Origin of the sequence: Paenibacillus auburnensis, assembly GCF_927798115.1 — a bacterium.
GTDB lineage: Bacteria > Bacillota > Bacilli > Paenibacillales > Paenibacillaceae > Paenibacillus_AQ > Paenibacillus_AQ auburnensis.
In genome coordinates, this window is the sequence record NZ_CAKMMG010000004.1 from 142,276 (window position 1) to 158,031 (window position 15,756).

General features: G+C 45.5%; 10 protein-coding genes. All 10 read right to left on the reverse strand.

Annotated features, from left to right (window positions below):
• Positions 1 to 63: 63 nt before the first annotated feature.
• A complete protein-coding gene (gene metK / locus L6H70_RS16270; RefSeq protein ID WP_236334923.1) occupies positions 64 to 1,266 on the reverse strand; it encodes a methionine adenosyltransferase in 1,203 nt (400 codons plus the stop codon).
• A gap of 221 nt (positions 1,267 to 1,487) precedes the next feature.
• The gene (locus L6H70_RS16275) at positions 1,488 to 1,760 is read right to left on the reverse strand and encodes an alpha/beta-type small acid-soluble spore protein (protein WP_236334924.1); all 273 of its coding nucleotides are present in this window, start codon (positions 1,758 to 1,760) and stop codon (positions 1,488 to 1,490) included.
• Between the two features lie 162 nt (positions 1,761 to 1,922).
• Entirely contained in the window at positions 1,923 to 2,459 is a 537-nt protein-coding gene (locus L6H70_RS16280; RefSeq protein WP_236334925.1) for a hypothetical protein, read from the reverse strand.
• An 83-nt stretch (positions 2,460 to 2,542) separates the two neighbouring features.
• Positions 2,543 to 5,371: an Ig-like domain-containing protein gene (locus tag L6H70_RS16285; protein WP_236334926.1), complete on the reverse strand. Its 2,829-nt coding sequence runs from the start codon at positions 5,369 to 5,371 to the stop codon at positions 2,543 to 2,545.
• A 512-nt stretch (positions 5,372 to 5,883) separates the two neighbouring features.
• Positions 5,884 to 6,225: a hypothetical protein gene (locus tag L6H70_RS16290; protein ID WP_054942279.1), complete on the reverse strand. Its 342-nt coding sequence runs from the start codon at positions 6,223 to 6,225 to the stop codon at positions 5,884 to 5,886.
• Positions 6,226 to 6,376: 151 nt separating this feature from the next.
• Positions 6,377 to 10,321 (reverse strand): S-layer homology domain-containing protein, encoded by a 3,945-nt coding sequence (locus L6H70_RS16295; protein WP_236334927.1) that lies wholly within the window; start codon positions 10,319 to 10,321, stop codon positions 6,377 to 6,379.
• Positions 10,322 to 10,486: 165 nt separating this feature from the next.
• Positions 10,487 to 11,614 carry a glycosyltransferase family 4 protein gene (locus L6H70_RS16300; protein ID WP_236334928.1) on the reverse strand — a complete coding sequence of 376 codons (1,128 nt, stop codon included), beginning with the start codon at positions 11,612 to 11,614 and terminating at the stop codon, positions 10,487 to 10,489.
• Positions 11,615 to 11,730: 116 nt separating this feature from the next.
• On the reverse strand, positions 11,731 to 12,492 hold the full coding sequence (locus L6H70_RS16305) for a WecB/TagA/CpsF family glycosyltransferase (RefSeq protein ID WP_423802837.1): 762 nt from the start codon (positions 12,490 to 12,492) through the stop codon (positions 11,731 to 11,733).
• Positions 12,493 to 13,641 carry a polysaccharide pyruvyl transferase CsaB gene (gene csaB / locus L6H70_RS16310; RefSeq protein ID WP_236334930.1) on the reverse strand — a complete coding sequence of 383 codons (1,149 nt, stop codon included), beginning with the start codon at positions 13,639 to 13,641 and terminating at the stop codon, positions 12,493 to 12,495.
• Positions 13,617 to 15,653, reverse strand: coding sequence for a DUF5693 family protein (locus L6H70_RS16315; RefSeq protein ID WP_236334931.1), 2,037 nt, complete (start codon positions 15,651 to 15,653; stop codon positions 13,617 to 13,619). The genes csaB and L6H70_RS16315 overlap by 25 nt, the downstream gene beginning before the upstream one ends.
• Positions 15,654 to 15,756 lie beyond the last annotated feature (103 nt).

The following is a 15,756-nucleotide window of genomic DNA, read 5'->3' on the forward strand; positions in this document are numbered from 1 at the left end:
GAAGACTTCAGTCTTCTTATAAAAGAAGACCTGTCTGCAGGCTTGTCTATATTGATGTATAAATTAGATTCCAGCTTGAGCTTTAAGCATCTCTGCTTTATCCACACGTTCCCAAGGAAGATCGACATCGGTACGGCCAAAATGGCCGTAAGCCGCGGTCTGTCTGTAAATCGGTTTGCGCAGATCCAGCATGGAGATAATTCCGGCAGGACGAAGATCAAAATTACTGCTGATAAGGTCAGCCAGCTTTTCTTCACTGATCTTTCCTGTTCCGTATGTATCCACATTAATCGACACAGGATTAGCGACCCCAATTGCATAGGCCAATTGAATTTCACATTTGGAAGCAAGGCCGGCAGCCACCAGATTCTTCGCTACATAACGGGCTGCATAGGCAGCAGAGCGGTCGACTTTGGTTGGATCTTTTCCGGAGAATGCGCCTCCGCCATGACGGGCATATCCGCCATATGTATCTACAATAATCTTGCGTCCGGTTAATCCGGCATCCCCCTGCGGACCGCCAATGACAAAACGGCCTGTCGGGTTAATGAAGTATTTAGTTTTCTCGTCAAGCAATTCAGCGGGAACAACCGGCAGAATAACATGTTCTTTAATATCCGCCTGAATCTGCTCAAGTGAAATTTCCTCCGCATGTTGAGTCGATACTACAATTGTATCTACTCGTACCGGTTTATCATCCTGATACTCAATTGTTACCTGGGTTTTGCCATCCGGACGCAAATATTCCAAAGTGCCGTCTTTACGGACTTCAGACAAACGGCGGGCAATCCGGTGCGACAAAGCGATCGGCAAAGGCATTAATTCAGGTGTTTCATCTGTTGCAAAGCCAAACATTAGGCCTTGGTCACCAGCGCCAATATTTGCTGTTTCTTCAGCAACCTGTGCAGGATCACGATGCTCCAGAGCCGCATTTACACCCTGCGCGATATCAGCAGACTGCTCATTCAATGAGCTAAGTACAGCGCAAGTATTATAGTCAAAACCATATTTTGCGCGGGTATAGCCAATTTCTTTAATGGTATTGCGTACAATAGCAGGAATATCGACATACTCCGACTTAGTGCTAATCTCACCAATGACGAGCACAAGACCCGTTGCTACAGCTACCTCGCAGGCAACACGGGCATTTGGATCATTGGCCAGAAAAGCATCCAGCACTGCATCAGAAATCTGATCACAGATTTTATCCGGATGTCCCTCTGTTACGGACTCGGAAGTAAACAAATGACGTCCTTTAATAGACACGTACAACAACCTCCCATATTGTTAGTCTGACACTGTATAAGGGGGCTCCTTAGTAATAACAGGCCAAATAAAATAAGAATAATATCAAGAAATTATAGATGCCGGCTTCAAAAAATGAACCTTTTCCATATGGAAAAGGTTTAAGGCTTTCCTCAAAAGTCATATTATCTTATTTGCCGGATGGTGTCAATTAAAGGCAGTCTCAACCGGCACTTGCTAAGTTATGTGAAAAGAGACTGCTCAGCTTGTTTCACAAGCCTCTTGGTAATTTCTCCGCCAACAGAACCATTATCTCTGGAGCTTAAATGGCCAAGATACTGACTCCGTCCAATTCCTCCTACCCCACCAAGCGCTCCAAGTTCAGAAGCAAATTCAGTATCTGCTCCTCCACCATAGGAAGCACCATATAGACCGAATTCTGCTGCAATTTCATATTGCATTTGTTTTAGCATTGCCCGACTTTCCGGTACCACTGTGCGATTAGTACGTGCCATGTTACAGCACCTCCTGAAATTATTTTTAAAGATTACAGGAAGTATTCTGCGCCTGATCCATAGCTTTGAGTCCGTTTAATGTTTGTCAGCAGTGGGAAAGAGTTCCGGTGTATGAGGATCCCTCCCACAGGGTATCCTTAATATTAATAAAGTATTTTTTCTTTATTTCAATGTGTACGAACCTCGTACCATAACTACAAGCCCTAAGGTTTGACCTTCTTGAACAGTTATCCCCCGTCCATCACGGGGAAACGATAATAAATGATTGGAAGGTGCTGCAAGGCCATTGGTAAGATCGGTGCCATCCGTTAAATCAGCGACGCCATTACTGTCCTGTGAATAAATTACAGCTTTACCCGCCCGGACAATAAATTCAGCACCCGCTCCGGCAATTAAAGTCTGACCCGGTTTCACGTCAACAATTATAGCTTCATTATTGCTCGGAGCAGGTGATGATGATGGTGCAGCAGTTACGACAGGTGTTGCGGTTGCCGTTGGTGCCTGAGTAGCTATAGATCCGCCTTGAAGTGCCTTTTGAATTTGCTGATCCACATAACTTTTCGTTACAACGGGATCATCAGCTGTACCTGGCTGCGAGCCGACACTTGCGCCTTCAGCGGTGATATTCAGTACGGAACCAGCCCATACACTTCCAGCAAGCAGTACGGTTGCCATGGAAACTTTCCAAACGGTTTTCATCAGCTTCCTCCTCCAGAATTCGAAAAATGCTAAAAAAAAGAATAGCCTCCGAAGAGGCTATTCTGGGCTTCGGTAAAACCGAATTACTTAACTACGTTTACAGTTACGCTGTTGTCGATTGCGTTATCATCCATGTCAGTAACACCGGACTTGTCAGCGATCGTTACAGAGATTGCATTAACGAATGAAGAACTCAGATCAATCACACCAGTTTTAGCGGAAGTGTAAGCTACGATTTCACTAGCTTGAACTTTTCCATCTTTGTTGTTGTCGAAGTACAGTACATCAGCGCCGTTGTATTTATCTTGAATCGCACTAATTGTGATGAAGTACTTGCTTCCGGAAACAGATGCAATGGCCACTCCGTTTGTAGCTTCAACACCGTTCACTTTGACTACAAATTTAGTTGCGTCAATGCCTTTAACAGGCTCAGTGAAGTTAACAATCAACTTAGTAGCATCATCAGCTGAGATTGTTGCAGTAGCCAGCTTAGGAGCAACGCCATCAACCAAAGCAAGTTTTGCCAGCTGTGGAGTGATTGCGTTACCAGCTGCATCTTGGACTCCAGTGATCAAGAAGTCAAAGCCCTTGGATGCACTGATTCCGCTCGATGGAATGTAAACATTAACCACCAGGTTATCACTAGCCTTACCAGTATAGTTGGTTGTTACATAAGAACCAGCTGGCAGAGCCTTAGAATCCAGGGTGTAGTTATTGATATCACGAACAGTATTCAGATTCAAGCCGCTAGCATCTTGAATTGTGTAAGTAACTTGTTGGTCACTTGCACTCTTCGGAGTTGGAACAACTACAGGCGCACTAATGAATACAGGTGCTTTGGAATCTGTAGAGGTTGTAGCAGTGATTGTTACAGCTTGAACCGTTGCAGCACTCTTATTAGCAGATGAAGACAAGTCAACAACAAATCCGGCTGGCAGACGCAGAGTGTAGGTTCCTGTTGCAAGGCCTGTAACATTGTTGAATGTAACAACGCCATCTTCATTTTTGTAAGTAGCAACAGTTACCGGAGTTGGAACGCCTGTAGCATCATTAACCAACGTGAAGTTGCTTCCCTTAACTTCAACATTTTCGGAGAACTTCACAGCCAGACCAGTGGATGTGTAAGTCACGCTTGATACTGTAGGAGCTACGCTATCTTTAGTGAAAGTAACAGCTTGAGTTGAAGTAGCTGTTGTTACGTTGCCCAGAAGGTCTCTGATTCCAGCGCCGATTACTACAGTTCCGTTGAATACACCATTGGTGAATGCTGGAACAGCCGGAGTTTTCAGAGTGAAGGTTTTGCTATCACTACCTTTGGAAGGAACCAGGGTACCTTGGCTAACACCGTTAGAATTCAACAATGTAAATACACCGTTCAGGGAGTTGATATCAACTGCTTTGCTGAATACAACTTTGATTGTGTCTTCACCGGATACGGCAAAGCTGGAGATTGTTGGCAGTTCAACGTCAGCTACAACAGTTACTGTAGTTTTAGTTGGGTTCGGCGTAATGTAGTTTCCAGCAAAGTCTTTAACGTTCAGGAATGAAACATCATAAGTTTTGCCAGTAACCAGAGTTGTCGAAGTTGTCAGGACTACTTCATCAAGTGAAGATCTTGCAGATCCAGTAGGCACTGTAGCGGATACACCGTCAACATAAGCAACAGCCCCATCTTGAACTGGCTCGCTGAATTTCACAACCACTTTGTTAGTAGTAGCTTTAGCTGTGGAAGTTACGGATACAATTGTTGGAGCAGTTGTATCAGCAACAGTCAGCAGAGTTGTGTAAGGAGTTACCTTAACACCTGTATCAGTCTTAACATCTGCAGTTACTGTTACAGTGTATTGACCTTTGAAGTATGCGCTACCCGCTGGAGTCAGTACCAGTTCTGTCTTGTCGGAAGACAGAGTAGCATTTGCATAACGAATATCAACAGGCTGAGCATCTGTCAACGTAGTAACAGCAATTGCTCCAGGAGCCAGTGTGTCTGTACCATAAGTTGTTCCAATAACCGTTTTGGAATCCAGAGCACGGTTGAATTTAACAACCAGTTGTTTGGAGTTCGGAGCAGTTACGGAAACTACTTTAGGAGCTGCCAAAGTCACTTTAACGCCTGCATAGTCAAAGCCTTTGTATTTGAACGTAGGAATTGTAGTTTCTACGCCTTCAACCAGGGCAGTTGTCAATGTCAGTGTAGTAGTTGTTTTGTCAGCGAAAGTTACCAACACAGTTGTTGGAGTCAATGCTTCTGCACTAGCAACAGCTACTTTAGTTGTCATGTTGTCAACTGCATAAGCTGCTTCTACTACCAAAGAGCGAGTAGCGTTAGCTTTGAAGTTGGTGCCTTGAGCAACCAGACCAGCGTTGATAACTGCTTGTGCATAGCCTTTAGCCCATGCAGATGCGGAGTTATCAGTTGTTGCCGGAGTTTCTAGTTTCAAAGCGCGGAACAATACAGCTGCTACTTCTTGAACTGTTACTTTACCGTTGTAGTCGAAGATACCTTTAACAGTATCTTTACCTTGCATCAAGTTTGCTGCAGTTACAGCTTCGATGTAAGGAACAGCCCAGTTAGTAGCTGTGTAACCTTTGTCTTTGTAAGACAATTTACCAGTTACTTCTGAAAGGCCGAACAATTTAGTAACGATCTTAGCGAACTCTGCACGAGTCAGATCTTTTTCAAGGTGAGCTTGACCATCTGGGTATCCGTTAAGAACACCTTTAGCTGCCAAAGCATCAAATTTTGCTTGTGGAGTTGTTGCAGTTTCACCAAACGCTACAGAGGCAAACATCGAGAATGCCATTGCTGTAGATAATGCTACGGATAAAATTTTCTTCATAACCTTTTTTTCTCCTCCTTGGACGTTCATGAACTGAGATTTTTCTTTAGTTGGGTAGCTCATGTCACTCATTAGCCGATGCACCCCCTTTCCCGAGTTGAGCATATTAAGTATAAATAATGTCTGTGACGGGTATCACAGAAACTTGTAAACAGGTTTAAGGCATAGTAATACTAGATTCCTAATTCTACCTAAGTATTATACAATGTGCCTCAAGTCACGTAAAGCTAATTTTTCCATTCGGCATTGCCCTAGCTATTAGTGTTAATCAGCAAATGCCTGGTGTAAATGACTCTACACCTTAAACGCAGGAGTTCCGGAAAAGTTGCGCTTTGTTCAAAAATAATTTTTAAACCGCTGTATCCCGCTCCCCGTTCCAATAGAAGATAGATATGTATGTTCTACTAACTATTGTTAATGTTGGGTTGCTACGGGAATTAGTATAGCATGGAGGTTTGGTATCGTCATTAAGCAATATTTGTTAAGTAAATAAACATAATTATCCTTTTTCAAACCTTTCCATTTCCTCATCCTGGAAAATAAAAAAGCGCCGGGATCGGCGCTTTTCTTATATAACATATAAACTAACGGATCTTCATCGATAGTTGAATCAATTCCTGGCGTTTCTCAGGACTGGCATTTACATTCTCGTACATGGCATCAATGGCCTCACGGTTCTCGCGGTAGGTCTTCTCATGTTTAATTGTAGTGTGGGACCATTCAATCAAGGCATTCTCAGCGATAACAAGATCATTGTATGCATCATGGAACCCTGTAGCTTGTACAAGCTCTTCCATTACCTCTTGTGTAATCTCCTGCAACGCCCGTTTTGCGGCGATCTCTCTTTCCAAAACTTTTGCTCTATTCTCAAACAAATTCTTTGCTTTCGTGTAATCCAATTGCGCTTTTGATAAAATCGGTTTCATCGATGGCTTTCACCTTTCAGAAAAAATTATTTTCTAAATTATTGTAACGTAAAACAGTGCAGATTACAAAGTTAATGTCGATAGCATGTATTTTCCATTAAAAAAACAGGTCCGCGAACAGTTTTCGCGGACCTGCCGTTCCATTGCTACATTAATTGAAGGTTTTCGGGAAGATGCTCGTGCTCTTCTGCAAGAGTGATACAGCAATCTTTCCGGCTTCCGCTCTAGTCAGCTTGCCCTTCGGATTGAAATTATATACGGGTTTAGTTTGGCCCGTAATCGTCACTGCACTGCCTGACATGATTTTGGCTTTAGATACCGCATCAATGGCTGGTCTGGAGTAAAAGTCCATACTTCCCGAATCCACAAACGACTTGGTAAGAGTGGTCAGAAGCTTGTCATCGTTGAGCGCCATTTTAAGCTTCAGAGCTCTTGCAATCATCACGGCCGCCTGTTCTCTTGTTAACGGCTGATCCGGGCCGAAGAACCCATCGCTTAAGCCTGTTATGATACCTGCTCTTGCAGCGGTCTCAATATGCTTGAAGTCCCATGTTGTCGAAACTGCCTCGGGCACAATATCAAAGAAGGTTTGCTGGCTATTATTGTAGCTTAAAGGGATATTCAGCCCTTTCACCAGCAGGGTAGCAAATTCACCACGTGTAGTCGTATCGTCGGCTCCAAATTGATCGAACCTAAGATTTTTCATAATACCCTTGGAATATAATCCGTTAAGGATATTTCTTGCCCATGGGTGATTCGTGATGTCTGTATATCCACGGCGGAGCTTCATTACTGTGTAATACCCAAATTGATCAAAAGCAACAGTGATCGTATGTTTCTTCGTATCGACCTCGCCGCCAATGTTCTCCCATTGTCCTGAGTCTGTATACCGGTACACTGTTATCGTTGATCCAACCTCATCCACAATATTGGGACTAAACGTAAGAGTCAGTTCCCCACGCTGTGAAGGAACAATTTTGCGTTCGGCTTCAATTTGTGTGAAATTACCTTCTACCGAATATGGCGCAATACCATTTGTAGCCGGTTTATAAAGCGCAGTGCCCTTAGTACCTTTTTCCCCAAGACCTCCACTGATCCAGTAAATGTCGGATACCCGGGAGAAGTTATTGGTTTCTACTGTCGAGTTAAACCGCAATACCAAATCAGAAGGAATTAGCAATGTGCTTTGACCTCCTGGTGTGCGTGCATCTGCATCTACGTTGATTGTGTTGCCATAATCATTTTTACGCTCAACAACACCATCTACCGGATCTGCAATCCCGAAAAGCAGTTTGGTATCAGGATAGTACTTTGCCGCGCCGGAACTAGTGTTTCCCTTCATTAATGTACCCTTTGGAAACGAAAGCTCAAGTCCCTTGTTAAATACACTATACTTAGCCGCAACCTTTTCAGCCATGAATTGTGTATCCACTTGTACGGCACTAGCGTAATAGACGGTGATTGTATCATTTATGGTTGCCGCAGCACGAACAATCTGGATTTTTATTGTTGTTGCTTTATCTGGTTTCAAACCTACATAATCCAGCGTAAATCTGTTCGGCAAATCTGTACGTGGCACAGCTTCAAATTTATCAATTATAACTTTTGTTGCCCCTTCAGCTTCAATATCAAAACGGACAAAGTTTTTATTGACGACAATCTGTTTTCCAACCGTTTCTACTGGAGATAAGATGCGGTATGGAGAGACTTCACGCTCTACCTCCAAACGTTGATTCGTGCGAGCACCGGTTTCATTGATTAACTCCAGGTTGTATACAATACTTCCCGCTGTTTCCGCAGGAATATCCATGATCCGCAGAATGAAATCTGTGCTGCTGCCCACAAAATCATAGTAATAGGTCTTTCCTCTGTAAGTGAATGATTCTGGTCCTTTTTTAACCGAGTCTGTACCCAGTGTTGCACTACCCAGGGAAAGGAACAGTTCAGAACCTTGATACAGGTTAAGCTTATTCGCTGCTCCTCCTCTGAGTACCAAATCGTAGCTGGTTTGGCTGGTGACATACTTTTCATCCTTATAGATGAACTCAGAAGTCAATCCAAGAATATCGTTAAGCTCTTTATCCGTATAGTCCTTAATATTCGTATGGTTAAGCGCAGCTCTTCCTTTAGGCAGCTTGGGATGGAACTGTGACAGGTTGGATACATTGGTATCTACAATATAGATTTTGAGTTCCTTGCGTATTTCTCTCTTATTCCCCACATTGTCCATGGAGGTTCCGGTGAATACAATTTTATTCTCTCCATATACGAGGGGGCCTGAAGCTGAAATATTAAGTACAAATGAGAATTTTGGATTCTTCGTCGGATCGAAAGTATCACTATCCTGTAGTCCTGGTTTCAGTTTGTCATTTGAAGTCCCGTTGACAAAAAATTGGGCATTGCTGATGTTCTCGAACCCGATATATTCACCTGATACTGACATAGTATTGGCAGCATTGGCTGAACTGAATGTGTAGGTCTGACCATCATTTAAGTTAGCTACATAAATATAGTTCTTGGAGACATAAGCAATATCTGCATTATAAAAGGATTGTGAACCTTTAAATTGAAATTTCACCTTCTGCTGTCCGTTGGAGAAACCAACAACCTTATAGACAGCCTCATTGGAGCCTAGATTATCGAGATTAGTTTGTTTCTCTAGCTCCAGCGATGCCCCCAAGGGGAGGTAAGAACCCAATAAATCCGAGGGTGCCGCGCTTGACTTCACCATAATGAAAAAGTCAGGTGTTTCGACTTCAGCTCCGTTTAATGGAAGCTTTGATAATTTTGAAGCGTCAATGTTACCTGTAGAAACTTCTTTATAACCTGAAAGGTAGTACATATCCGTAATGACGTTCTCACCCGCCAGGAACTTATAGGTTTCTTTGACCGATGTAGTATAAGTCCCGTACGTAATTCCTACGATTACGTTAGAAGTTCCCGCAGTAAGCGCGAATGAACCGTTAGTCCGAAAGGTGATTAAACGGTATTGAGGCGTCACCCCATCTGGGGCCGGGATAATGATTTCTTTCTGTGCTGTTGTACCAGTCTTTGTATTAAATGTACCGTCTGAGTTAATCGTATAGGACTCCAGCACATCGATTGGAACGACCAGATCGTTAATTTTCACTTCATGATTATCTTCAAAAGTCTTAGGGCTGGCGTTATAAGGAAGAAGTACCTGTCCCATAATCTCAGCTGTGGTATCTTTAGCTGTCAGGGTAGGGATATTGTCCAAAATACTATAAGCCTTGTAGACGGGTGTCGTCAGCGTAGAATCGCCGTGGGTAATGTACAGATCGGTAAACGGCTTGTTCTTGTCAAAATAATACACCGAACGTTTAATTGCAATGGAGTCAGCTGCATTCTGCACTATGATGTCCAGCGTATTTTCCCCAGATTTCAAAGTGAGCGCTGGTGTAAAAAAGGTTCCATCCTCAAGAAGCGAGGTTTGCAGCGAAGAACCACCATTTAGGGATACCCCTACCTTGGTTGCATTCGTTACATTACCTTGGAGCGTGATCTGCTGGTTAGGTACAACAACCTTGGTACCTTCATTTAAGTTAATGGCAGTGGGTCCTCCTCCAAGTACTTGAAGAGAAGAAATATAAGGGACCTTATCGTAAAGTACATAAAACGATTCGGAGCGTTGTAAGGAGCCTTGCATGCCTGAAAAAGTAATTTTATTATATCCTGCAAAGAGGGTTAGGCCACTTGCTATAAACCGGTTATCCGGATTTAGGGTGTCCGTAGTTACCGCACCAGTAGTAGTATGGGTATCATCTGTAACCCATTTCCCCCCACTCTGCGTCATCTGCTGCACAGTAACCTTCATAGTGGAAGCAGTTACCTGTGCATAGGTACCGGTTATGGAGAAGTTGGGAGCGCTTGTCTTATATACAGTATTTCTTGTGATTGCCATTGCACCAGTGGTCGCTGTCTGGTCAAGACTTGCTGTATTCCGCAGCGTGAGATCATCCGGACTGAAGTAGGTCGTGGTTGCTGCCGCTGCTTGCGGCGTGTATTTACCAGGAAACATGGAAACGATCAGAGCCGCCAGCAGCAGCCAAACGAATGCTCTCTTAAAGCGTAACATGTGTTATATCTCTCCTTTGAGTATATGTTCTCGATATTCTTCACTTTGTTCTTTATCGGTCATAGCGGCAGTTTTTTTTAGGAATACAATAAAAAAGCTCATCCTAAAAAGGATGAGCTTTGTAAATTAAAGGAATATAATAGCAGATCACAGTTTCTAGTGCCTTTATGACTTCGATCCGCGCTCCGGACTAACCTTCATTCGCATTCTTAGCAGAAAATCAATTAAAGGCCGTTTGGTCTTACTGATGACGCCGGTTATTTCAGCACCAATCTGCAGGAAGAACAGCATAACGCAAATCACTACGAAGGTTACCCAGTTCGCTTCATAGAGCGAAGCGGACGTTTGTATAACTGCCAGTATACCGAAGAAAGCAGCAATACCATAAATGATGAGAACCGTTTGACGATGGCTGAAACCAAGTTCGCGCAGGCAGTGATGCAGATGCCCTTTGTCAGGTGCAAAGATAGGTTTCTTTTGCAGCTTGCGGCGCACGATGGCGAAGAACGTATCTGATAAAGGAACGCCTATGATCAGGAGTGGAGTAATAAAAGATACCACCGCAATTTGTTTAAATCCTAGCAGCGCCAAGAGTGCCAGACAGAAACCTAAGAACAATGAGCCTGTATCGCCCATGAAGATTTTTGCCGGGTGAAAGTTGAAGAACAGAAAACCTAGTATACTGCCAAGCAACAGCAGGCACAGGAGCGCAACCATCGTATTACCCATCAAAAACGCCATTACAGCGATTGTAGCAATTGCAATTCCGGATACACCGGCTGCTAGCCCGTCCAACCCGTCAATCAGGTTAACGGCATTAGTGACACCGACAATCCAGAAGATCGTCAGCGGAACAGCGATCCAGCTTTCCAGTGAAGAATACGTATTGTTAAAAGGAATATTCACGAAATCAACAGTAATGCCAAAACCGAAAACTACGATGCAGGCTGCGGCAATTTGGCCCAGCAGCTTCACTTTAGCTGAAAGCTCGAACCGGTCATCAAATCCCCCGATAAGAACGATCAGTCCGCCGCCGCACAGCAGCGCTTTGATGAAGTTAGCCTCCCGCGGAGTAAAATCGTAAGGAATAATTGGCAATACGGCAAGCAGGCCTAACACAAACGCCAGAAATATACCTAGCCCACCAAGGCGGGGCATTATCTTCGTATGCACCTTACGGGCATTCGGCACATCTGTAGCACCAATCTTAATAGCGAATTTCTTCACCAGTGGCGTCAACAGGAGCGCAAGTCCCATGCACACAACAAATCCGGCGATGTATATAATTAACATTTGAAAAGTCGACCCCCATTTCTCTACCGCATTGAATTATACGCTGAACTAAAAGTAAATTCCAATTCCGTTTTTAGGCTGTTGTTCGGATTTTCCCGGTAAATTCACGCTTTTCACTAAACTTTTGTCACTTTATCTTTCTCGCGCACCACTTTTACTGCGAATTTCGGCAGCGCAAGCATTCTTTTGTATCGGGTCGGCTCTTTGAGAAGGCGATATAACCACTCTGCCCGGAGTTTTTGGAAAGCTTTAGGAGCCCGTTTGCTTTTGCCTGAGATCACATCAAAGCTCCCGCCCACCCCCATCATCACAGGTATATTCAGCCGGGACTTGTACTTGGCAATCCATGGTTCCTGGCTGTCTGCACCTCTGGCGACAAAAAGCAGGTCTGGCTGGGAGCGGGTAATATCCTCAATAATCTCCTCGTCTGCTTCGGGTCCAAAGTAACCATCCCGATAGCCGGATATTACGATACGCGGATATTGAGTTTGTAACCTTGAAGCGGTCTCCCGAATCACATCCGGTGCAGAACCGAGAAGATAGACCCTCCAGTTATAGACTTCGCCTTGGCGCAGCAATTCATGTAAAAGATCAAATCCTGCTACACGCTCAGCCACTGGCTCTTTGCAATATTCCGCTGCCCAGACAACACCCGTTCCGTCAGGGACGACCAATTCTGCTGACTTCATAATCTCCATATAGGCCGGATTATCCAGGGCAGTCATAACCATAATGGGATTGGCTGTAATCACTTGATGCGGCTCCCGGTTACGTACAGCCTCGGTCAAATAGGAAACCGTAGCTTTCATGTCGACTTTGGATACCCGTATACCAAAAATTGGCACAGTAGGCAAAACACTATCTGCTTTCACGTTCAATCATCCTTTGCGGCGGAAATATTCGGTAATCTGCCGGGCCGGAGCCTCGGCTGCTTCAACTAAGGCTGCGATTAACGGCTCCCGCTCCCGTTTCCATGCTTCCTCTTCTTGCAGAAGATGCAGAATTTCAGCTGCAACCATGTTGCCTTCCAATGTTTGAGTCGATCCTACCGGCGTGCAGCGGATTCGCTCCAGAAAATGATCAATCTTGGGATCGTAAGAGATACCCATTAGAGGTACACGTCTGCCGGCGGCGTAGATCAAGCTGTGCAGGCGCATACCGATCAGAGCGCCACACTCTGCAACTTCACGCAGCATCTGTTGGGGATGAAGCGCATCCTCACATAGACTAACCGCTCCTCCAAGCGCTGCTATCTTCTTCTCCAGCTTCTGCATTACATATCTTGAGGCTTCATTATCTAACGGATGGTGAAAAGGCAGGAACCGCAAGTGAAGCGGCGTTGTGCCACACGCCTGAACCAGCCCCTCAGCGATCGCATCCAGCTCCCGCCGCGATTCCTCCCAATACCGCACTGATACGCCTACAGTTTTCAGTCCAGAAGCTGAGTGATTAGGAGATTGAGGATCCAGGGCTAGCGTCCCGGGTGCCCCTGGAAGCTCCAGACCCATAACAGGATCGGGAACAACCTCAATCTTACTCTCGTCAAGTCCCATACTTTGCAGCAGCAGACGGGACTTCTCATCCCGCACAGACACATAGGCACATTTGCGGAATACGGATTTGATCAGCGGATGGAACAGCTTCCGGTTCACCGGACCGATGCCTTGGGCATAAATAAAGGTCGGCTTACCCAGCCACTGGGCCAGCTTGACTATACCCAGGTAATAAGGAACAGTCTTGCTGCTTGTTACATCCTGAAGCAGGCTGCCTCCCCCGCTGATAAGTCCGTCACTTTCCGAGATAGCACGCCGGACTTCGCCCAGCTTCATCCGGTGGACGGATTTCACCCCATAGGTGGCGGTCGTCCATTCCGGATCAATGGATAACACAATAGGTTCAATAGTGATCCCGGCAGCTTGAGACTGTTTCTGCAATGCGTTAAGAATAGACTGCAGCACCGCCTCGTCCCCGCTGTTACGGAAACCGTAGTAGCCGGAAATGATTATTTTCTGAGCAGTGGCGACCATCGTTTCCAACACCCTTCCGCAATCTGCCATACCAAGGCGGCGATAAGACCAATAATGAGGCCAAGTCCCAAGCCAAGCCCTCCGCGGATGACTGAGATTAATGCCGGAGTATGAATATGGGCGAAAGTATCCACCATCGATAGCTGGCCAATCACCGCGACAATCATGATAAAGGCAGCGTTCCGGTACTTATAGGCCATAAAGGCTCCCAGAATAAACAGCGGATGGGCAAGCAGGAATTCCTTATTCCGAGGCCGCACGCCAACAGTATTCTCCAGGAAGGTACGGAACGACATTTCAAGCGAGCTTACACTGCCGCCGTTGCCGGTACGGCTTAAGTAATACATTCCCATCACGCCAAGAACACCGGCTGCAATGACCCAGGCAAGCGTAATTGGGGTACGCAGTAGTTTGCCTGTTTTGTTAAACGCAAACTCTCCGCGATATAAGAGTACATAAAGCCCGGTCAGGGCAATTGGAGCCAGATGCAGCAGGCTGACGCCGCGGAACTGATTGAGCACCAGACTGTAGGTAATATTGTTTAGCAGTGCGATGACAAAAGGTACGGCACTCAGTGAGATAAGAGCAGTCTTTATATAAAGCACAAGACTGTGCGCCAACCGGCGCCCCGGGCTCATAACCACATAAGTTAGTGTACTCTTCCGCAGCGGCGGGCCTTGTTCATTGATTTTGCGGACGGCCAGCACTGTTGCAACCGTCGGGGCACTGATCGCCACTGCAAGTGCCAGCGCCTGTTCAAAGAGCTCCGGCTTCAGTAGCATCAGGCCTGCGCTTCCAACCAGACCCAGTGCCCAGGCCGCAAGGGTGAGCAAAGGAATGAAGTAGGAGACAAGAAGTGCAACCATGGATACTGCGCCAATCACAGCTCCTAGCTTAAAGTAACGTTGATAGGAGGAATCCACAACTTCAAAAGCCGTGGCCTGACCCAGAGTAAAGCCGTTGTCTTCGATTTTCTTCACTGCCCCATCCGGGCCGCTAAGGCTGGTTACCAGGTTGTCCAAGGTGTCGGTAACCTGAGCCTTGGTGGTATCCCGTGATGGAATGGTATTGAGATAGATCATCCGGATATTACGGTCCTTAGTGGCCAGCGCAAAGCGGTCAGCGATTACTTCCGGAGATAGTCCGGAATCCCCTTCACTGAGAGAATATAGCCGGGTCACATTATAATCGAGCAGATAAGCTAGTCTATTAAATCCTTTTTGCTGTACTTTAATGTTCTCAATTGCAGCAATTCCCATTCCGCGTTCCTTAAGAAGATCTGCGAATGCAGAGAGACTGCTTGAGGAAGCATCATCATTGAATCCCTTAACAGATTCCCCTTCAAAAAGAATCCGTTTAACTCCAAGCTCCTGATAACGATCCAGCAGCTTCGTAACAGCCTCCTGGTTGTAGGTTAAAGAATCAACTAGGCGGGGCACAATATTGAAGCCCTTCTCATGCAGCATTTCCAGATTAAACGGGTCCGGCTGCAGCGGCTTCAGTGTTGCGTCCTCCAATGGAGTTTTGATGATAAGCCCCTGCTGTCCGCGGAAGCTCCAGTTTTCAGTTGCGATATCAAGACGATTGAAGGCTTCCTGTATGATCGGCGCGAGCACCGAACTATTCTCCGTGCTCGTAAAGAGGACGTATGTATAGTTCTCATTTTCCGGAATCACCGTGTCTGTCAAATTTGCAATGTCAGCCGCGCCCCATAACATCAGACGGCGGGTTTTGCGGTAATCCTCAAGCGTGCTTTCATAAATGGCCATACTCTGCACACCGGCATCCTTCAAGCGGTCAAGCTGCTCAGATATATAATCCTTAGGATTTACACGGTAGCTGGCTACCTCTACGAGATCACGATAATCAAATACAAATTCAACCGTCTTGGAAGACTTCTCCGTCTGCAGGCGGTCGTAAACAACCGGGAGAGCGGCCAAAACACCAATCACCACGAGTATCCACAACCACTTTCGCGAAGCTATATTCCATCGTTGCCATTTCTGCTGCACCAAAAGTACCTCCTCTTTCACTTCAAAACCTCTAAACTCAAGCAGAAACGGACGTGCGTCCTGTGAGGAGCAGTATCCGTTTCTGTAGAAAACTTAATATCTT